General features: G+C 58.0%; 17 protein-coding genes and 1 pseudogene. 13 read left to right on the top strand and 5 right to left on the bottom strand.

Going from position 1 to position 20,790, the window contains the following annotated elements; genetic code table 11:
- Positions 1-10 precede the first annotated feature (10 nt).
- The 3 genes from THECO_RS13810 to THECO_RS13800 all read left to right on the top strand — a co-directional run bounded on the left by THECO_RS13810 (position 11) and on the right by THECO_RS13800 (position 1,692).
- Positions 11-367 (top strand): c-type cytochrome, encoded by a 357-nt coding sequence (locus tag THECO_RS13810; protein WP_015255670.1) that lies wholly within the window; start codon positions 11-13, stop codon positions 365-367.
- 95 nt (positions 368-462) lie between these two features.
- A complete protein-coding gene (locus THECO_RS13805) occupies positions 463-1,389 on the top strand; it encodes a MerR family transcriptional regulator (protein WP_015255669.1) in 927 nt (308 codons plus the stop codon).
- 54 nt (positions 1,390-1,443) lie between these two features.
- The gene (locus THECO_RS13800; RefSeq protein ID WP_015255668.1) at positions 1,444-1,692 is read left to right on the top strand and encodes a VOC family protein; all 249 of its coding nucleotides are present in this window, start codon (positions 1,444-1,446) and stop codon (positions 1,690-1,692) included.
- Between the two features lie 40 nt (positions 1,693-1,732).
- On the opposite strand, the gene THECO_RS13795 is transcribed toward THECO_RS13800, so the two are convergent.
- From THECO_RS13795 to THECO_RS13785, 3 genes and pseudogenes are all read right to left on the bottom strand, one after another.
- Positions 1,733-3,079 (bottom strand): MFS transporter, encoded by a 1,347-nt coding sequence (locus THECO_RS13795; RefSeq protein ID WP_015255667.1) that lies wholly within the window; start codon positions 3,077-3,079, stop codon positions 1,733-1,735.
- Positions 3,080-3,083: 4 nt separating this feature from the next.
- A pseudogene (locus tag THECO_RS13790) lies at positions 3,084-3,796 on the bottom strand (NAD-dependent epimerase/dehydratase family protein).
- 226 nt (positions 3,797-4,022) lie between these two features.
- Positions 4,023-5,213, bottom strand: coding sequence for a transposase (locus tag THECO_RS13785; RefSeq protein WP_015255665.1), 1,191 nt, complete (start codon positions 5,211-5,213; stop codon positions 4,023-4,025).
- 24 nt (positions 5,214-5,237) lie between these two features.
- On the opposite strand from THECO_RS13785, the gene THECO_RS21205 reads away from it, so the two are divergent.
- Both THECO_RS21205 and THECO_RS13775 read left to right on the top strand, forming a co-directional pair.
- Positions 5,238-5,723 carry a peroxiredoxin family protein gene (locus tag THECO_RS21205; RefSeq protein WP_083883262.1) on the top strand — a complete coding sequence of 162 codons (486 nt, stop codon included), beginning with the start codon at positions 5,238-5,240 and terminating at the stop codon, positions 5,721-5,723.
- A 72-nt stretch (positions 5,724-5,795) separates the two neighbouring features.
- Complete coding sequence (locus THECO_RS13775) at positions 5,796-7,097, top strand: IS1380 family transposase (protein ID WP_015255664.1); 1,302 nt, start codon at positions 5,796-5,798, stop codon at positions 7,095-7,097.
- A 410-nt stretch (positions 7,098-7,507) separates the two neighbouring features.
- Here THECO_RS13775 and THECO_RS13770 read toward each other — a convergent pair whose 3' ends face one another.
- Positions 7,508-9,019, bottom strand: a complete 1,512-nt coding sequence (locus THECO_RS13770) for a hypothetical protein (RefSeq protein WP_041853721.1) — start codon at positions 9,017-9,019, stop codon at positions 7,508-7,510.
- A 207-nt stretch (positions 9,020-9,226) separates the two neighbouring features.
- Here THECO_RS13770 and THECO_RS13765 point away from each other — a divergent pair, with 207 nt between their 5' ends.
- The 7 genes from THECO_RS13765 (at position 9,227) to THECO_RS13735 (ending at position 18,562) form a co-directional block, all read left to right on the top strand.
- Positions 9,227-10,090 (top strand): ABC transporter ATP-binding protein, encoded by an 864-nt coding sequence (locus THECO_RS13765; RefSeq protein WP_015255663.1) that lies wholly within the window; start codon positions 9,227-9,229, stop codon positions 10,088-10,090.
- On the top strand, positions 10,087-10,764 hold the full coding sequence (locus tag THECO_RS13760) for an ABC-2 transporter permease (protein ID WP_015255662.1): 678 nt from the start codon (positions 10,087-10,089) through the stop codon (positions 10,762-10,764). Before THECO_RS13765 ends, THECO_RS13760 begins: the two co-directional genes overlap by 4 nt.
- A gap of 273 nt (positions 10,765-11,037) precedes the next feature.
- On the top strand, positions 11,038-12,738 hold the full coding sequence (locus THECO_RS13755) for a type 2 periplasmic-binding domain-containing protein (protein WP_015255661.1): 1,701 nt from the start codon (positions 11,038-11,040) through the stop codon (positions 12,736-12,738).
- 86 nt (positions 12,739-12,824) lie between these two features.
- Complete coding sequence (locus THECO_RS13750) at positions 12,825-13,781, top strand: ABC transporter permease (RefSeq protein WP_015255660.1); 957 nt, start codon at positions 12,825-12,827, stop codon at positions 13,779-13,781.
- Positions 13,782-13,783: 2 nt separating this feature from the next.
- Positions 13,784-14,710: a carbohydrate ABC transporter permease gene (locus THECO_RS13745; protein WP_015255659.1), complete on the top strand. Its 927-nt coding sequence runs from the start codon at positions 13,784-13,786 to the stop codon at positions 14,708-14,710.
- 95 nt (positions 14,711-14,805) lie between these two features.
- Positions 14,806-16,332, top strand: a complete 1,527-nt coding sequence (locus THECO_RS13740) for a carboxylesterase/lipase family protein (RefSeq protein ID WP_015255658.1) — start codon at positions 14,806-14,808, stop codon at positions 16,330-16,332.
- A gap of 28 nt (positions 16,333-16,360) precedes the next feature.
- On the top strand, positions 16,361-18,562 hold the full coding sequence (locus THECO_RS13735) for a glycoside hydrolase family protein (RefSeq protein ID WP_015255657.1): 2,202 nt from the start codon (positions 16,361-16,363) through the stop codon (positions 18,560-18,562).
- Here the strand turns inward: THECO_RS13735 and THECO_RS13730 are convergent.
- Complete coding sequence (locus THECO_RS13730; protein ID WP_015255656.1) at positions 18,532-19,326, bottom strand: helix-turn-helix domain-containing protein; 795 nt, start codon at positions 19,324-19,326, stop codon at positions 18,532-18,534. The two genes, THECO_RS13735 and THECO_RS13730, sit on opposite strands and share 31 nt — an antisense overlap.
- Positions 19,327-19,414: 88 nt before the next feature.
- Between THECO_RS13730 and THECO_RS13725 the strand changes: the two genes are divergently transcribed.
- Positions 19,415-20,437 carry an alpha/beta hydrolase gene (locus THECO_RS13725; protein WP_015255655.1) on the top strand — a complete coding sequence of 341 codons (1,023 nt, stop codon included), beginning with the start codon at positions 19,415-19,417 and terminating at the stop codon, positions 20,435-20,437.
- Positions 20,438-20,790 lie beyond the last annotated feature (353 nt).

Below are 20,790 nucleotides of genomic sequence, written 5' to 3'. Positions count from 1 at the left end.
GGTTGAACGAATGGTGAAACGAAAGGTCTGGTTCGCTGCCGTCTTGCTCGTCGCGTTTGGACTCGGCGTGTCGGCATGCGGCGGCGGCAACAATGACGGCGCGGACAAGCGGAAGCCGGACAATACGGCGCCTGCGGACAGCACGGCGGCGCAGGCGGAAGCGGTCTACAAAGCCAATTGCGCGTCCTGTCACGGCGCCGACCTCGGAGGAGGCTTCGGACCCGAACTGAAGAACGTCGACCAACGTTTGAGCGCGGATGAACTGTTCACGGTCATCAAGGAGGGTCGCGGACAGATGCCCGCGTTCGGCGGCAGTCTGTCCGACGAGGAAATCCAGGCCCTCGTGGAATGGATAAACGCGCAATAGAGCAGGTTCACCGATTCAGGGGCCGGATTCGCATCCGCCCCTTGACTTTTCCCTCGGGGAAACGTGTATCGTGGGGTCAGGGAGGCGATGGAACGATGCGAATCAAGGACGTGATGCGGCTCACGGGCCTGACGCGCAAAGCCATCTACTATTACGAAGAAGCCGGACTGATCGCGCCGGCCGTCGATCCGGACAACCAGTACCGGACGTACAGCCGGGAAGATGTCGAACGGCTGCGGTACATCCGGCTGCTCCGGAGCCTCGGCATGCCGATCCCGGACATCCGGGACCTGATCCGGCATCCGGACCGGGCGGCCGGGCTTCTGCGCAAGCGGCTGGCGGAGACCGAAACGGAGGCGGCCGAGCTCAATCAGCGCCGCAGCGCGCTGCTCGTTCTGATCGAGGCGGCCGAGCAGTCCCCGGATGACGGGGGCAAGTCGCGTCTGGACGAGGCGGGCCGGTTCGTCGCCGCGGCGGAAGAGGAGCGGAAACGCCGGGGCGACTACATGCGGCGCAAGCTGCTGGAGCTGTTCCCCGGCGCGATGGGCAAGTTCATGGCGCTGCATTTCGGCGCGTTCCTGGACGGGCCGCTTGAGGGAGCCGACAAGGAGGCGGCCTGGGATCGGCTGGTCGACTATGTTGACAGCATGGAGTCGTTCGAAATCCCGGAGCCGATGGCCGGGCAGATCAATCAACTCGACGACAGCGAATTCGAAGAGATCGCGGCCGCCTACCGGGAGATGCAGCAGCGCTACATTGCCCCGACGGAGGCGGAGTACGAAAAGCTGAAGGAGGAGCTTAAGCAGCAAGCGGAATTTTTCCGTTCGTGGCCCGACGGCCGGATGCAGGCGGAGAACGCCCGGCAGCTCAAGGAAAGTCTGGATCGCGCGGGGTTTTTCACGGTTTTCATCGGGCAGATGCGCGTGCTGAGCCCCGAATACACGAGCTATCTGGAGACGCTGGACCGGCTGCAGCGCGATACGGGCATCCGGTACGAGGACCACGGCGCTTTGGTATTCTGACTCAAAATCGCAATTTGCAAGAAACCGGTGTCCGCGCATTTTGCTAGAAACAGGATGGCCATCATCACGACGAACACGAAGGATTGCACCATCGGCTTCATGGAGGCCGAAGAGGTCGTGCCGATCACGACGTCGACCGTATTCGAGGTCGAGAATGTGGAACAGGCGGTCAGGACGCTTTCGGCCCGTGGCGTAACCTTTACGGGCGAGATCCAGACGATTCCCGATTTCGTGAAGCTGGCGGCGTTCAAGGATCCGGACGGCCACTGCTTCGAACTGGCGCAGACGCTGGTCGCATCCTGAAGCAATCTGCGGAAAAAGAGACCGGCCGTCACGTCCGCCGTCAGCGGTCCGGAGCCGGAAGGCGCCGGGAAACCGCCCAGCCGGCGAGCATCAGGGCCGTGAGCAGGACGAACGCCGCGTAATCCCGGCCGGTCGTCTGGAGCGTCCACAGGACCGCGAGCGGGCCGAGCGTCGCGCCGATGAACAGGATGAACGTATAAAGCGTTACGGCGATGGCCCGGGCTTCCCCGCCGAGCATGCCGATGATGGCGATGAGCGCAGGGATGGCGATCGCGATGCCCGCCGCCAGCATGAGGCTCATCGGGATGACGATCGGCAGGGTGAAGGCGGGCAGCATCAAGCCGCCGGCGATGGACGCCAGCCCGATGACCGCCATCGCGAGTCCCGCCTGCAGCACTTTGCGCAGGCCGAATCTGGCAGCCAGCCGGCCCGCGAGCGGAGACAGGAGCACCCCCGGCAAGCCCGCTGCCCGGACGAGCAGCATCTGATCGGACCCGAGCGCGAAGGGCTGCCGGGTCAGCACCGCTTCAAGCCCCGTATACATCCCCACGAAGGCCAGCAGGAAGGTCGCCGCGATCAGGTAGCACGCCTGGAGCTTTTTTTGTTTCAGCAGGGAGCCGAATTGGCGGAGAAGATCCGGCAACCGTTCGTTCCTGCGCGGTCTCGTCCCCCCGGGAAGCCACCCTCCGAGCCAAACCGCCGACAACAGATAAATTCCGCCGAGCCAATAAAAGACGTATGTCCATCCCCAGGATTCGCCCACGGAGCTGCCGTAGATCTGCCCCGCCACCCCGGCCGACATGAAACCGGTGGTGATCAGCCCGACGACGGTGACGCTTCTGCCGGGGGGATACATCTCCGCCGCATACGCCAGCGCGGAAGGCGCGAAGCTCGCCGCCGCGAGCCCTTGAACCGCCCGGAGCGCGATCAGCGCGGGCAGGGTGCCGGCCAGTCCGATCAGCGGGGAAATGACGGCGAGGGCGAGCAGGCCGAATACGATGACCGGCTTGCGTCCCGCACGATCGGACAGCGTGCCCCAGAGCAGCAGGCCGACGGCGTAGGCCAGTGAGAACGCGCTTCCCGTCCACGCTGCCGCTTGCAGGGGCGCATCGAATTGCCGGGCGAAAAGCGGCGTAAGGGGGATGGTGATGTACAGGCTCGACACCACGGCGAGGGCGCACCAGACGAGGATGCTCGTCGACATCCGGTACGTCCTGCCCGCCGCCGGCGCTTCGGCCTTCTCCGGTCCGGCGGCCGCCGCATGCCCTCCGTCAGCCGTATGTCCGCCGTGCGTCAAGAACCCGCCGCCCGCCGAATGCTTGTCGTTCGATGCCTGCCCGCTCCCTGCCGAACGCCCGCCTCCCTTCGATGCTTCGCTTGCTTCCATGGCATCACCTCGCAAGGCTTTGTTCGAATCCGGTCCTCCAGCTTCCGTATATGGGCGTCCAACCGTACTCCCGGCGCGCCTTCGCGTTCGATGCGCCGCGCTCCCATCCGCCGCGGCCGGGCTTCAGCTCCGGCGCGGGAGCGCCGAGCAGGGCGGCGTAATGCGGCAGCCATTCCGTGCCGACGGCCGGTTCATCGTCGACGATGTTCACGATGCCGTCGGGCCAATCGAGGGCCAGCACCGCCGCCTGCGCCGCGTCCTCCACATGGAGGAACGAGGTGACGCCGTCCGTGGCCGGCATCTCGCGCCGGCGCACCCGGTCCGCGATCAGCCCGTCCGTCTCCGAAGCGGGCGATTCGCCCGGCTCGTACGCCCAGGCGATGCTCTGCGCGGTCATGCGCTTCGCTCCGGCGGCGAGGGCGGCGTCGACCAGATGCCGCGTTCCCGTCTTGCGAATGTTCGCGTTGTCTTCGAGGTTCCATTCCTTCAGCGCCGTGAGCTGATGGATGACGACATCCGGCCGGGCCGCTTCCAGCGCGCGCATCACGCTATCGCGATCGAAAATATCCGCCACGACCGCGCGCGCTCCGGCGGCTTCGATGTGCGGCATGTTCTCCGCGCGGTGCGTCAGGCCGGTCACGTCGTGTCCGGCCGCGTGAATTTCGGCAGCAGCCGCCGTCCGATCACGCCGCTCGCGCCCGCCACAAAGATACGCATGACATCAACCTCCTCAGACAAATATGCGCGGAAATTCTTTTGAATTCCCGCGCAGCAATTTTCATCAGTATGAGCCTTTTGCATAATTTCGTTTTGAAGCCAGCTTCATAGGGAGTCCTCAACTAGCAGCAGTTAATTCCTGGCTTTAACGTTTAAAAATGTGTAATTGGAGTTTATTGGTCATGAAAATGGGCAGACCTGCAGAATTTTCGGGAAACGCTCGTTTTTAAGCGACCGCTTTTGCCAAGCGAGATGCGGCTACTGCAGATGCAAGCAGAACGATGGCGTTCAGATACAGGTGAGTTGTTACTTTCTCGATCCCGCGCACATGCAAGGCATCTGCTGTCAAAGAGCATTTCAGTCGCGCATTGCAGCGCTCAACGCTCGTTCGCTCATTGTAAAGTGCTTTCCAGCGTTTGGTATCCCGATGTGGATGGCAATACCGCCGGAGGTCTTCCCTGACGTCCACTTTCACGACCATGCCATAATTCGAGGACGAGCAAGCGGCCATGCCAAGCGGACCGTCGACTTTGCCGGTTGCGTGCGGACAGCGAAACTTCAGGATGTCGCCGTCCGCTCCCCAGTACGTCATGGCATAGCCCATGGAACAGCATGGCGTCCCGTTGGACCGCATGCCGGCAGGCGGTTCCTTCTCGCGCCTGAGGTTGAGCGGAATGATGGCTTGAGCCTTGACGTTTCGCGCGGCCTCGTAAACCTTCAACTGATCATAGCCTGCGTCCAGCATGAAAAACCTCGGAGCGGTTCTGGATGCAGCTTGTTCCATCAGGCCCGGCGCCTTTTCTCCGTCATTGACATGCGCAGGCGTGACTTCCAGCACAAGCGGCAATTCGCTTTTCGTATCGACCGCCAGATGGAGTTTGTACCCAAACCAGGTGATCTTGTTGCCGAACGAATCGAGTTTCACTCCCCAATTGGCATTGCCGGTCTGTTCGCTTTTTCGCTTGGGTTGCTTTCTCTCGTAAGCACGGATGGCGGTGCTGTCAATTGCCACGTGGCTGCCGTCCAGAACACCTTCTAGCCTGAGGTGGGCAACCCGATCCTCAAACAGCCGCTTGGCCAGTTCCTTTTTCGTGACGTCGGCAAACACACGGCTGAGTGTGGAGATGGATGGAGCTTCCCGATCAAGCGAAAGTCCGCACTGATAGCGGAACCGAAGGTCCGTGCTCAACCGATGATGCAAAGCCGTTAAGGTAGCGATTCCTTCAAGAGGGGCGGCCAGAAGCGCACGTAAAATGCCCTGTCTGCAATGTCCGTCGGCGCCTCGGGGTGAACGGCTTCTTAATTCCTTGGCATAGGGTCTGAGATCCCGTGAGCTAAAGAAGATTGGCAATCGCTCTTTTGACGGCATTTTTAGCAATTCCTCGAAGGAAAACAAGCTTTCTTGGAGAATATACATCGTGACTTCACTCCTTAAGTTTTCTTGTTTGGTCACTTGAAAACTTCTCCAAGTTGGGGTGAAGTCCCTTTTTTATGTCCGAAAATCCTTACAGATCAAGGCCTTGGATTATTGCAAAACGCTCTTTTTGCTAATGCTTGCAGTACGAGTTCGACTGTAACTGCAAATCAGTTTAAAGGCAAAAATGTATTGTTTTTTGTATCTGCTGTAACATGTGGCATTTGCAGGGCTCAATTAATGGAGCTTAATGAAGTTTGGGATACACTTGTAAATGAAGATGTAAATATTTATGTTTTTACTCACGGGGATCAAAAAGATAAAAAGTTTGTAAATGAATTTATGGATTTGAAATTTGAAGTAAATATGCTTGACGATTTTTCATTTCCCAAGAAACTTGGTCTGGTCAATTCAGATAAAGGCATAACTTCAATATCAAGAGGGTATGCAATTATTGTGGATGGAAATATAATTGAACCTGAATTTCGAAAGTACGACTCTTTGAAAACGTGAAAAGGGCTCCAAATCTTTGGTAGAATGGTGTTTATCGAGAACACTACACCCAAAGAGAGGAGCACCTTTTAGGTGAAGTCTACCACACCCATCAGCAAAATCAAGACCGAATTTTCCCTACAGAACGCGACCAGTTTCGGCGGCATCAAAATCTTCCTGGAATACCTCGAAAAAATCAAGTTTGCCGCTGCTTTACAAAGGCTGTCATGCATGAAAGCAAACAACTCGCTGTTCCCCGTCTACCGTATTCTGCTTTATCTCGTCGTCGGCTGGATGCTCGGCTGCGAACGCCTCTTCCATTTCCGCAAGCTACAGCAAGACTCGCTTCTAAAGCGGTTTCTCGGTGGACTCTGTCCGCACCATTCGCTGTTATACAAAGAGTTGTCGCGTCTTAGCAAATCGCACCCGAAACTGTTGCCCGAATTGCGGTCGCTCAATCAGGAAATCATTGGACCTTGTTTACCAGAGGCTCTCATTCTGGACCTTGACTCCACCGTTGAAACCGTATATGGCGATCAGGGCGGAGCGGCTAAAGGCACGAACCCGCATAAGCCCGGCCGTAAGAGTTATCATCCTTTGCTGGCCTTCGAAGGACAGTCTCGTCTATGTTTGAATGCCGTTCTACGTTCGGGCAATACGCACTCCTCCACGGATGCGTCAGCTTTTCTTCACCAAACCTTCGAACTGCTGAGGGAGCATCCGGTGAAGTACGCGAGGTTCGATAAGGGCTTCGGCGGTGAAGATTTCTACGGCCTGTGGGAAGGCAAAGGAATCGGTTACGTCGGAAAGTTGAAATGGACAAAGCGCCTTGCAGAACAAGTCGCAGCCTGCCGGTACTGGAAACGATTCGTCGATGAAGACTGGATCATCGAAGGGATTACGATCATCTACAAAGCGACATCTTGGGAGAAGCCGCGCCGCGTAGCCATTATTCGCAAGGCACACATCGTTGATGATGGCCAGACCCGCATGGTGTTCGATTCGGACTGGCAATACGAAGCGATCGTCACCAACCTCGAATGGGAGCCGCTTGATCTGTGGCGCTTCTACAACCAGCGCTGCTCAATGGAGAACTATATCAAGGAAGCGAAGAACGGCTTCTCCATTGATAGAATTGCGACGAGCGAATTTGAGGCGAATGAACTCGACTTGTTGATCAAATTACTCGCCTACAATTTGTTCGAGCGATTCAAGCGAAGCTGCTGCGAACCGGTACATCAAGGTTACACAATCGCACGGTTCCGATTAGAGTTCTTCCATTGCGCAGCAACGATTATTCGGCATAGCCGCAACATCATTCTCAAGCTGGCGAAAGACTTTGCAAACCGGTATGCATGGCAACGAATAGAAGCCAGGATCGCACTTTTGGAATGAGAAAACCCTAAATTTAACATGGAAGAAATCGCAGCCTCTTCAGCGGGGAGGGGGAAAGTGCATCTGCATAACGTTGATCTGAATCGAATGGACTGGGAAACCTCTACTTTTTTACAGTCCGCGAGGCAGATCCACTATATTCAGTGTTTGATATTACGGGCTTTCGAAATTTAGGTTGAATCAAAAGCGGAGGATTATTTTGCCAAGCAAGCTCACGAAATTGTACAGCGTGCCAAAATGACAACAATTATAGGAGCTCGGAATTAAGCAGTCGTTCTGAGTCCGAATGAGGGGTGAATGAGGCAGAAATGTCGATGAAGCGGCGCCTATGAAAGCTGTTTTCAAGAATGTGCATGCCAAAGAACCCTCAAAAGGGCATTTTTTAAAAAATGCTATGAAGTCCTTTGGCGTTAAGCTGCCGCCAAGCCTTCCAGCCATTGCTCGACAGAGACGAGCTGCTTCTGCTTCTTCGCTTCTTCCAGCCACGCGTCGGCATGCTGGCACATGGCGATCAAGTACACGCGAATGTTCCAGTGGCGGGAACTGCGCCCGCGCGAAGCTTCCAGGTTGTAATCGACTTTCTGGCGCTTGATGCAACGCTCCACTCCGGTTCGCAGCGCGTAACGCTTTCTCCATTCCTTGCTGTCACGGCGGATGCGCGGGAACAGGCGCGGGTTATCCGCGGTGGATGTGTAGAACGTTCTTCCATAATCGGAAGGCGAGCAGGGAGTCGGGCATTCCCATTTGCCGACTTTGGCGGGACAGCGCCATTTGATGCGCTGTCGCCCGGAACACTTGCCCCAGCAGACCATCTTGCGTCCAATGGGGCAGACAGGAACGCCATCGGAGCCAATTTTCATTTCATTGTATACCGTATGCCCGGAACGCCTGAGATTCAGGTCGATGATGGCGGAAACATCATCGTGTTCCAGCATGGTATAGATCGGGAGGGCGTCGTGGGCCGAATCCAGGAGCGCCTCTCCCACCTTCCAGTCCGAGTACCAGTGACGCAGCTCGCGGTAGCCGCAGATCCATGACACCGAGTCATGTTGGCTGGCGCGAAACAATCGCGGGTACACGGGCAAATTGTAAGGACTGTCGGCTGCGGTGAACATGTAGAGCGTACGCCCGTAGTAATATTTCTCGCGATAGCTGTCCCAGCCCCAATCGGCATCCGGATCGGAAAATTGCCGTTTGCAGGAGCATTTCCAGTTGCCCGACTTGCGGCAATCGCAAAGGAACTTGCCGTACGAACGCGCGCCGGTTTCAACCGGAGATCCGTCGCCGATGACGCGGAAAGCGCTCGTATCGCCAAGCAATCCTTTTGCCGCAGAAGGCAGGACAAACAGGGATTGGAACAACTGTTGCAGCAGGTCGTGCTCCTTGGGGGCGTAGTGGATCTTGCCCTCGCGCAGGATGCGGGAGACGAGTTTCTCCGTAATCTTGGGGTTTTTGGGCTCTTGCTTTTCGTTCTTTTTGCCCTTCTTCCGCGGCTTCTTCAAGCGGCGTTTGACGCGCCCGGTCTTATGCGGAGTGGATGCCCGCCAAAGCCGGGGGAAAAAGTCGTAGAACGTTCCGACACCCGGCGTCTCACCGGGTTTAAAGCCGCAGACAATGGCATAGACCGGCGTCGTTCGCAGCGCGACGACTCCGTCATCGACACTGAGCCCGAGCTTGGTGAAGAGCAACATGCAGCGGAGCATGTCGGCGGGATCGTGGGGCTTGCGGCCTCTGGGATTGGAGGAGTAAGCCGAACGCATCAAGGAAGCGGTGGCGGACAGATCGATCGGCGTGATCCAGAAGATCAAGTCGCGATAGAAGTGTTGCAAGAACAACATGGCTTCCGGGGTGTCGAACTCCTTGCGCAGTTGATCGCTTACGAAGGTCAAGTAGTCCTGGTGAGAACGAGAAACGATTTTCACACAATCACCCAATTTTCTAGAGATAGGCAGTAAAAAAATGCCTTCTCGGCGATTGTTGGGGAGTTTCGAAAATGTCAAGAGGAAAGTTTGTTCGCATCCCTATTTTGGGGGTGAAACAATAAAGGACCCTGGCCAGAAAGCTAGAGTCCACAACGGAAATGAATTTCCGAGAAGCTTACAATTAACTAAAGGGGTGAGACATCGCCGGTGAATATACTGGAGCTCAATAACGTCACGGTTACGCTGAAGAACTTTTCTCTGCGCAATATCACGTTCAATCTACAAAGGGGGACGATTACAGGACTGATCGGAGCCAACGGTTCGGGAAAGACAACCTTGATCCGGACGATCATGAACCTGTACCGGCACGAAACCGGGAGCATCAGGCTAAACGGATTGGACAATATCCGGGATGCCAAATGGTTCAAGGATAAGATCGGATTCGTGTACGACGAAAGCTATTTTATTGAGAACTTGACGATTGAGCGAAACAAAAATGTGATTCGTCCCTTTTATTCGAAATGGGATGAGAGGCTGTTTTCAACCTTGCTGGAGAAGTTTGCGCTGGACAGAGGCAAGAAGGTCAAACATCTGTCCAAGGGGATGAAAACGAAATTCAGCCTGGCTGTCGCGCTCTCGCATCACGCCGATCTGCTGCTGATGGACGAGCCCACCTCCGGCCTGGATCCCGTATTCCGTGTTGAATTGCTGGAGTTTATCGCGCAGTATGTCCAGGATCATCCTCATATGACGGTGCTGTTCTCCACGCATATTACTGCGGACCTGGATCGAATTGCGAATCACATCGTGTATATGCGCAAAGGGAAAATCCGATTGCAGATGCCCAAGAATGATTTGTTTGACCGATGCACGGTCATTCGGGGGCCGCGCCATGCCATAGACCGGCTCGACGGCCTGAACCCCATCGGCCTGCGGCAAACGGGCGATACGTTCGAATGTTTGGTCATGGAACCGTTAAGCGCGGAATTCGGCGACCTGGAATATATCCGGTACCCCCGGCTTCGATTGGAAGATATCATGTTTTATTTGGAACGGGAGAAGGCGGAATGAAAACGATATGGAAATTGATCTGGAAAGACTTGAAAACACAGGATTTCAAGTTATTTCTATTGCTTCCTCTGCCGCTTATTTTTTTCTACGCAATGCTGCAGCCCGTCTGGCAAGCCGGGGCATACACGATCGTCATTGTCTTGATGACTTATTTCCTTCTGGCGGGCAACAATCACAAACAATTAGATTACAAATTTGACTGGATCATCCACAGCTTGCCGGTGACCCGGCATGAAATGCTGCTGTCGAAATATGCGATGGTGATCGTCTGGTACATTCTGTCCGCGATCATCTGTAATGCAATCGGTGCCGTTTATATGCTATACAATCAAATGGGCATCCGGCTGTCCAGCCTAATGGAGCTTGGCTTATCTCTTTCGGTCATTTTGTTGATCTCGGGGATTTATTATCCGCTGTACTATTTGTTCGACAAGAAGTTTCTTTATGTAAATATATTCCTGTTTACCGCCATGTTGTTTGCGGGGCCGTCCATCGCCCGGGGCATCCCCGAAATCATCGTCCGCTTCCCGCTGCTGCTGCTGCCCATAAGCGTCGCCATATTCGCACTTTCATACCGGGTTTCATTTCTGATTTTCAATCGGACCCGAATCTCGCAGCGCCGTTCCGGCGTTATTTTTTTGCTTGGGTGGATGGAATTGCACATCTCGATATGAGGATAGATCAAAAATCAATGAGAATACATCATTGTGCTGCCCAAGCTCGGAATCTTATACTGACTACCAAGCAACAGATATGTAAACGCTATCAATTCACTATCAAACCATGTTTGACAATATAAAACAAATATGAGAATAGGTTTGATCATGCTGAACCATCGGATGCGTGCATGGCAAGCGGAAAGACAACCGACCTCCGTTTATAGCGGTCCGCCCCTTCGGCCGGCCGTTATAAAAATAAAATTCCAACAGGAATAAAGGGGTGTTCGCATGTCAAGATTGGCAAGACCGGTAAGCATCGTACTTGCCGTGTTGCTGGTGCTGCTCAGCGCCGCGGCCTGCAGCAAGAAGTCGGATGACAACAAGCCGTCCGACTCGTCCACTACCCCATCCACAACGCAGAACGGCAATAACGCTTCGAATTCAGGCACAGGAACGGAAACCGAAGGCGGCGCGGACGGCGAATGGAAGCCGCAGAGCGACTTGTCGAAGAAGGTCAAGTTCAGCTACGCGTCGGTCCAGGCGATCGAAGGCTACGACTACACGAAGGGCGACCCGCTCGCGCAGTATTATTCCGAGAAATTCAACTACGAGATGGACGTCGCGGCGCTCAACTGGGACAACTGGAACGAGCGGATGCGCATCTGGATCAACTCGGGCGACATGCCGGACGTCGCGGTGTACAACTACATCCACGCGGACGCGGCGGCTTTTGTCGAACAGGGACTGATCAAGCGGCTGCCCGATGACTGGAAGCAGCGCTGGCCGAACCTGGCGGCCGTCTATGAGCGGACGACGCTCGGGCCGCAGATGGAGAAAGTGTTCGGCGGCACGTACTTCCTTCCGCGCGCGCGGTTCATGGACAATCTGCCCGGCGATCCGCTGCCGAACCACCCGTCCGTGTTCATCCGGAAAGACTGGGCGGAGGCGGTCGGCTTCCCGGTCAAATCGGCCTACACGGTATCGGAGATCATGGAGTTCGCACGACTGGTCAAGGATAAGGATCCCGGCAACGTCGGCGACAAGCTGATCCCGATCGCCGAGAACACGAACCACGCCGTCGACCTGTTCGTCGCGCGGAACAGCACGTACTGGAACAGCTTCTACAAGGACAAGGACGGCCAGTACAAGTGGGGCGGCGCGTCGGAAGACACGCTGCGGGGCCTCAAGCTCTTCTCTGAGGCGTACCGGTCCGGGCTTCTCGCGCAGGACTTCTACACGGTCAAGAACGAGGAGCACGGCGCGTACTTCAACGTGCAGGGCATCGCCGGCGCGACGTTCTTCCAGGCGCCGACGTCGAACCTGCAGCCGTACTACAACGACTTCAAAAACAACCTGGGCATCGACCCGTACGAGAACATCATTCTGGCGACGGTGCTCGGGGAAGACGGCAACTACCATCAGGTCGACCTGATCAACTACTGGGGCACGATCATCTTCAGCCCGGATATCAAGGATGAAGTGTTCGAGCGCTACATGGACATTCTCGACTACAACGCGACGCGAGAAGGTTACATCATCACGAACATGGGGCTGAAGGACGTCGACTGGACGTACGACGACAGCGGCAACATCGTCTCCCTCTACGACGAAGAGAAGGAAGGCAAGCCGCTGGCCGGCACGACCGGCAAGTATCCGTCCTGGGGCTATCTGCTCGGCAGCATTATCCTGTTCGACGACTTCGCCTTCGACAACCCGAACACCGACGAGCGGCTGCGGGAACTGTCGAAGAAGGTGTATCGCGAGCGGACCGAGATCGCGACGCCGGAGACGTTCACGGCAATCGACTGGGATTACTACACCTACGATTCGCCGAGCAAGAGAAGGGCGGAAATCGACTACTACACCGAATACGCAAACCTCATCACGCAGTCGGGCGACATCGAGGAGAACTGGAGAAAATGGGTCGATTCGAAGATGCCCCTCATCCAGCCTGTCCTCGACGAGCTGAATGAGAAGTTCGGCGGCTGAAACGCGTGAGGCTGAATTCGTAATCCAGGCGGTTCAGGGCAGATCGCGGCCGATTTGCCCGGCGCTTGCCTTTCGGGGAGTTGCCTATGGACAACAACGCTTTGATTCGCCGCATCATCAGGTCGAAGGAGACGTACATGCTTCTCCTGCCCGGCGTCATCTGGTTCGTGATCTTCGCCTACATTCCGATGTACGGACTGACGCTGGCGTTCAAGACGTACAAGGCCAATCTCGGCATTTTCGGCAGTCCGTGGGTCGGTTTCGAGAAATTCGAGTACGTCTTTCGCGATCCGGCCTTCATGGAATCGGTCTGGCGGACGATCTGGATCAATCTGGGCCGGATCGTGTTCACGTTTCCGGTGCCGATCATTCTGGCGCTGCTGCTGAACGAATTGCGCATGCGCCGGTTCAAGCGAACGGTCCAGACCATTTTCACTTTTCCCCACTTCCTGTCCTGGATTATCGTGGCCAGCGTCCTGATCAATTTTCTCGACATGCAGGGGATGGTGAACGGCATCATCCGAATGTTCGGCGGTGATCCGGTCAACTTCCTGGGGAACACGACCATTTTCCGCCCGCTGCTCTACATTACGGACAACTGGAAGAACGCCGGCTGGACGATGATCATTTATCTGGCCGCCATCTCGGGCATTGATACGGAGCAGTACGAATCGGCGCAGCTTGACGGCGCGACGCGGCTGCAGACGATGTGGTACATCACATTGCCCGGCATCATGAACACGATCGTCGTCATGCTGATTCTGGCGACGGGCTATATCATGACCGCCGGTTTCGACCAGATCTTCAACATCAGCAACGCGGCGACCGCGAAGGCGGGCGAAATTCTGGACATCTACATCTACCGGATCACGTTCCAGTCCGCGGCGGACTTCTCGTTCTCGACCGCCGTCAGCCTGTTCCGGTCGATCGTGAATTTCGCGCTGCTGCTGCTGGCCGACCGCATCTGCAAGATGCTCGGTTCGGAGGGGCTCTTCCCGCCGATCCGCAAGGCAGCCCGCGCGCGTGCGAAAGGAGCGGCGTGAATATGGCAGAGGTCAGAACGATGCCCGAACCTGCCCGGCAAACCGTCCGGCGCAGACGTTCGAGTCATAACCGCATCGAGCCGCTGGACATTGCCCTGGTCATCATCCTTGGCGTGTTGGCGCTGCTGATTGTCATTCCGTTCATCAACGTTCTTGCGATCTCGTTCGTCACCCAGCAGGAGTATCTGAAGACGTCGATCCTGCTGTTCCCGAAGGAATTCACGCTGGAGAACTATCAGGCCATGTTCGAAGACGGACGGATCTGGACGGGGTATCGCACGACCACGATCCTGCTGCTCATCGGCGTGCCGATCAACCTGTTCCTGACGACCAGCATGGCGTATGGGCTGAGCCGGCCGGATTACCCGTTCAAGCGGTTTTTCATCTTCTTCGTCGTCGTCACGATGATGTTCAACGGCGGCATCATTCCGATGTACCTGCTGATGAAGCAGCTCCATCTGATCAACTCGCTCTGGTCGGTCGTGTTCGCATACGGCATCAACGCCTTCTATCTGATCATCATGATGAACTATTTCTCGAATCTGCCGATTGCCCTGTCGGAATCGGCGAAGCTGGACGGCGCGGGTGAATGGACGATTCTGCTCAAGGTGATCCTGCCGCTGTCCATGCCGATCATGGCGACGATGACGCTGTTCTACGCGGTCGACCGGTGGAACGAATGGTTCAACGCGATGATTTTCATCCGCAAGGGCAATCTTACCGTCCTGCAGCTGGCGCTCCGGTCGATCGTCATCGACTCGCAGATCAGCCAGCAGCTCAATGTGTCGAACATCCAGACGGACAAACAGTTCACGGAAGGGATGAAAATGGCCGCCGTCATCGCCTCGATGCTCCCGATCATGTGCGTGTTCCCGCTCCTGCAGCGGCACTTCGTCAAAGGGATGCTGATCGGCGCGATCAAGGCGTGAGCTGCCGGACGGCCATTGGAGTCAGACGAGGCGCATCGGCATCCGGTGCGCCCTTTAAAAAGCGCAAAAAGGCATGGAGAGGAGAGGACGTTCGCATGGTCAGTCTCAGAATCGCAAAAACGGAAAACGGTTATGTCCAGGGGCTTCCGGCAGCGGATCCCCGCATCACCAGTTTCAAGGGCATCCCGTTCGCCGCTCCGCCCGTCGGGGAGAACCGCTGGCGGGCGCCGCAGCCCGCGAAGAACTGGGACGGCGTGCTGAAAGCGTACGAGTTCTCGCCGATCCCGCTGCAGGTTCGGCAGGAAATCGATGTCAACAACATCTACACCCGTGAATGGGCCGTCGATCCGGACATCGCGATGAGCGAGGATTGCCTGTACCTGAACATCTGGACGCCGGCGAAAAGTCCCGACGAGAAGCTGCCGGTGTTCGTCTGGTATTTCGGCGGCGGGCTGCAGGTCGGGCATGCGTCCGAGATGGAGTTCGACGGCGAGCGCATCGCCCGCAGGGGCATCGTCGTCGTCACGATCAACTACCGGCTGAACGTGTTCGGATTTCTGTGTCATCCGGAGATTACGGCGGAATCGCCGGACGCCCCCGCCAACTTCGGCCATCTCGACCAGCAGTTCGCCACGCAATGGGTGAAGCGCAACATTGCGGCGTTCGGCGGCGATCCGGACAATATCACGATCGGCGGCCAGTCCGCCGGCGGCGGCAGCGTCCTCGCCCAGCTCACCTCGCCGCAGAACGAAGGCCTGTTCAACAAGGCGATCATCATGAGCGGCATCTTCTCGCCGGTGTATCCGGGCCAGCGCGGTCCCGGCGTGCGGGAGACGCTCGCGGAAGCCGAGCAGGAAGGCATCAAGTTCTTCGAGTATCTCGGCGTCTCCTCGCTGGCGGAAGCCCGCAAGCTCGATGCGGTGTACATCCGCGACAAGATGGTCGAGTACAAGCGGTTCTGGGGCGCCGTCGTCGACAACAAGTTCTGCGTCGGCCATCCGTTCGAGCGGTTCCTCCGGAATGAACGCTGGAACGTTCCCATTCTGTGGGGGAACACGACCGACGAGTTCATCAGCCGGCCGCAAGTCGGCTCGATCGAAGAGCTCCGGCAGATGGCCGAAGGCGTGTTCGGCGAAGACGCGGACCGGTTCCTCGCGTTGTGCGGAGCTGATTCGGGCGATCTGGAGCAGGCGCTCAAGGCGGCATCGGTCAATACGATCGAATACGCGATACGCGTCGCTTCCCGCGCCAATGCCGCAGCCGGCGCCGGCACGCCGCTGTACTATTACAAATTCGACGCGGAAATTCCGGGCTGGGACAACCCCGGGACGTTCCATTCGGTCGATCTCTGGTTCTTCTTCGAGACGCTGGCGAAGTGCTGGCGGCCGTTCGTCGGCAAGCATTACGATCTGGCGCGCCAGATGTGCAACTATTGGGCGCACTTCATCCGCTCGGGCGATCCGAACGGCCCCGATTCGACGGGTGAAGATCTCCCGCGGTGGGAGCCGTACACGGAGGAAGCGCCGTACGCGATGGTGTTCGGCGACAAGTCGGAATTCGTCAGGGAGCAGCCGGGAGAGATGATCCGGTTCCTGGTCGAGCAGTATTTCAAGCGCAAGTAAACGACATCATGATCGGGGAGGGATGGCCGTGCGGCTGGTGAGCGGCGATTACACGCTGCTGTTCAAGGATGGCGGCGTCGAGGTGCATCGGGACGGCAAGATGCTGTATGACAACAGGCGGCCGATGTTCGTGACGGTGAAGACGGTCTTCGCGGTGAACGAATTCTACGACGGGGCGTACGACGATGTCGCCGAAGACGGCGGGCGGGTCGTCGCAGGCGGCGTGCTCACCGTGCCTTCGGGCTCGATGTTCGCGTTCATGGACACTTATGAGGCCGCCGGGACGGGGTTCAAGGTAAGCCGTCGCGTGAAAGTGCTGCGGGCGGCGGACGATCTCGGCTTTTCCACCAAAATCTCGTTCGTGATGGCGGAGTCGGGCGATCCCCGCGACTACTGGTGCTTCGCGCCGGGCGTCTGGTACAAGCAGAACGAGTTCGCGCCCGACACCGTCATCGGCAAGGATCTGGACTGCGAGTATTTCTGGCGGATGGAGACGTGCTATGCGCTGCCGCTGTTCGCCATGCAGCACACCCGGTCGGGGGAGACGGCGTCGCTGTCCCGCTGGGCCGCGGACGTGACGATGCCGTCCACAGACATCCTCCGGGCGGAAAACCATACCGACCCGAAGTGTACGACCGGCGCCATCGGGATGAGCCGGCCGGAAAGCCTCACCCTGAACTACATGTACTACGGATTTCCCGTGCGCAAGCCGTTCGAGACAAAGGTCGACGGTTTGTCAATCGATTACGTGTACCCCGGCTGCGACGGTCAGCTGCCCTCCCAGAATCGGTTCCTCGGGCTGGATTACCGCGGGAAAACGAAATCATTCCGGCGCATCAACCATCCGGTCGTTGACGGGTTCGAGCAGCATTACGCCGTGGCCGTCCAATTCGGCCGCTACGACAGCTTCCAGCGCATGATGCGGGACAACTGGCGGATCGTGTACGAACGGATGCGCGACCGGCTGTTCGGGGTGGACAACGAGCGCCATTTTCACAACTGCATGAAGCATCTGGAGCGGTACACCCGGAAATACGGCGACGCATACGGCCTGCCGTTCGCCGCGCAGCTGCCCCATATGGACATCTCGACGGTCTCGTTCCAGTTCGGGTTCGTCGGGCAGCAGCCGGGAATCGGCTATCTGCTGCTGCGCTACGGCGACATGACAGGCGATGCCGAAGCCCGGGAGAAGGGGATCGGCATCCTCGATTTCTGGGTCCGGACGGCGATGACCGAGTCCGGCCTGCCGCACATGTGCTACAATCCGAACATTCAGGGATTCGAGCCGTACCCGCATTATGTGCGGATGCTGGCCGACGGGATCGAAGCGATCCTGGACGCGTACCTCTACATGCGGGGACGGGGCGAGGAGCGGGCGGATTGGCTGGATTTTTGCCGGAAGACGGCCGATTGGCTGGTGAAGATGCAGAACGAAGACGGCAGCTTCTACCGCGCGTACAACACCGACGGCTCCGTCCGGATGGACTCGAAATCGAACACGCCCAGCGTCATCCGCTTCCTGGTCCAGTTCCATCTCGCGACCGGCGAGGAGAAGTACAAGACGGCGGCGCTCCGGGCCGGTGAATGGGCGTACAACAACAATTACCGGAACCTGGAATACCGGGGCGGCACATGCGACAACCTGGACATCCAGGACAAGGAGGCCGGGATCTACGCGCTGTTCGGATTTCTGGCGCTGTACGACCTGACCGGCGGGGCAAAATGGCTCGAAGCCGCGGTCGGCGCCGCCGACTATACGGAGACGTGGACGTACGCGTGGTCGTACCCGGTCCGCACGCCGTGGCCGAAGCATCCGTTCAACAAGTACCGCATCAGCGGGCAGAGCATCATCACGATCGGCGGCGGGGCCGACGTTTACATGGCCGCGTGCTCCTACACCTATTACCGGCTGTATCTGATCACCGGCGACGGGCACTATCTGGATTTCGCCGAGTTTCTCCACAAGAACACCCGGCAGTCCACGGACGTCGACGGAAGCATCGGCTACGCGATGCCCGGCATCGGCCACGAAAGCGGCAATTTCACGAGCCAGACGCTGCAGAGCCACTACCACTGGCTGCCCTGGTGCACGTTCGTTCAGGCCGAGCCGCTCCTCAGGCTGTATGACACGTTCGGCGTCTTCGAAATCGCGGACGCCCAGAAGCTCAGCCCGGAGGAGAGGGCAAGGCGCAATCGCATTTATGACGGACTCTCGGGAAGCGCGGGCTGACTTTCGCCCCGCTTCTGGTATTCCCGCGGCGTGAGCCCGGTCAGCCGCTTGAACTGCCGGCTGAAGTGCTCCACGTTGCGGTAGCCGCACCGGAACGCGACTTCGGCGACGCTCAGGGAGCCGTAGTACAGGTACTCCTTCGCCAGCCGGATCCGGTTCTGGATGACGTCGTCCATGCAGGAGACGCCGAATGTTTTCTTGTAGATGGACTGCAGATAGCCCGGGCTGATCTTGAGATAGTCCGCCATGCGGGGGATTGTCCAGTGATCGCCCGGGTTGTTCTGGATCGCGACGCGCAGCTTGAGCAGGTTGTAGTGCTGCGGCGTGATGTCGTTGCGGAAGCAGGACTCCAGCAGTTTGTTGAACAGCGTCCGGAGCAGGCACCGGATGGAGGAGTCCTTGCAGTTCTTGTTGAAGTTGTGCTCGATGACGAGCAGCTCGAACAGCTTGTGGCAGTAGTCGGGATCATCCAGGGAAAAGGGAACGCCGCACGGCACCGGGGTTTCCGTCACAAAAGGCTCGTCCGTCATGAAGCGGATCCAGTTGTTCACGAACCGGTCCCCGGACGCGCGGTAGTAAACTTTCTGGCCCGGGCGGTAGAGAACGGCGCTGTAGGCCGGGTATTCCCTGAGCTCCCCTGCCACCCAGAACAGGGCAGGGGTCTTCGTGAAGACGAGGAGCCAGTGCGTGCCGGCGGGCACGTCGGTGACGAAATGAGGGCCTTCGTGGGCCATATCGCAATGCGCGGTGAAGATGTGGATCATCCGAATCCCTCCGGATCGGCGTGAAGGATATCTTCAGCGTAAAGGAACGGATCGGGCGCGGTCAATATGGAGTGAATGGAGGACAGGCATGGAAGTCAGGCAAGTGATGGATATTCCGGCAGGCGCGCTGCGGGCGGCTGCGAAGGAACATCAGGGCACGTTGAAGGAAGTTTCGTATCCGGTGCGAAACTATATCAATGCGTCCCGGCAGCTCGTGACGGACGGGCTGGCCGACGCGGCGGAAGCGGGCAGGGAGACGGTGCGGGGCGAGGCCATTGTCAAGACATGCAACGTCTATCTGCCCGCCGGCTACGACCGGGAGCCCGGTCGGCGCTATAACGTCCTGTATCTGCTTCACGGCGTGGGCGGTGATGAATATGAATGGCTGCGGGGCAGCGGCGAGGCGGACGGTCGGCATGCCATCTGCAATCTGCTGGACCATCTGATCGCGGAAGGCGAGATCGAGCCGCTTATCGCCGTGTTCCCCAACGGGCGCAGCGCCCATGATTACGCCGACCGGTCCTTCAACGCCGAGGGTACGAACCTGCTCGGCTTCTATTATTTCGACTACGAACTGCGGTACGACCTCATCCCGTTCATCGAATCGAAATACCGGACATACGCAGACATCGCGGATACGTCGTCTGCGGGAATCTCCGCAAGCCGCCGGCATCGGGCGATCGCCGGCCTGTCCATGGGCGGCATGCAGGTGCTGAACCTGGTCATCGGCGGCTGGCGGTGCGATTCGGTGGCGTACACGGAGAACCGGCACAACTGGCGGAACGGGCTGGACACGACGGTGCGCGCGCCGGGCATGACCGATCTGTTCGCGTACGCCGGCGCGTTCTCGAACGCGCCGACGTCGAGCGGCGGACGCGTGCTGGGCGAAAGTCTCGGGTCCTCGGCGTTCCGGCTGGATCTGCTGTACATGACCTGCGGCGACCGGGACGAGATTTCCTTCCCGGTGTATAACGATGCGATCGAAGGCCTTGCGGAAGCCGCGGGGGACAAGCTCGGCGGCCTCCGCCAGGTCGTCATTCCCGGCGGCGTGCACGATTTCGGCGTGTGGAACCACGGCGCGTACAATTTCGCCCGGCTGGCGTTCCGTTGACGGAGGGCGGCGCCGTCCGGCGCGTTCCCGGAAGCCGGAGCCGTTGCCGTATACTTGCGGACGGCCGGAATTCTCCGCCGCGTACAGCATCGGGGTCGTCGCGACGGACAGGGCGGCCGGATCATGGCCGGCCTGCTTCGCCGCCTGCCGGTACAGTTCCACGGCCGGCTTGAAGGCTCGCGCCGAGGATGACGGTGTATATACAACTGACGGATCCGAAATGAATGTCAAGGTTCGCGCACGTGGATATTAAGCTTTATTGCTTTCCAAGCCTTCAAGGAATGGTTTGCGACTTGAGTGATTTTAAGGGCTTTATTGGAACATGGAATGAAAGAAGATCGCTTTATCCTGTC

The sequence above is a fragment of the Thermobacillus composti KWC4 genome, assembly GCF_000227705.2.
GTDB classification, from domain to species: Bacteria; Bacillota; Bacilli; order Paenibacillales; family Paenibacillaceae; genus Thermobacillus; species Thermobacillus xylanilyticus.
This window is presented reverse-complemented; position numbering and strand designations above follow the sequence as displayed.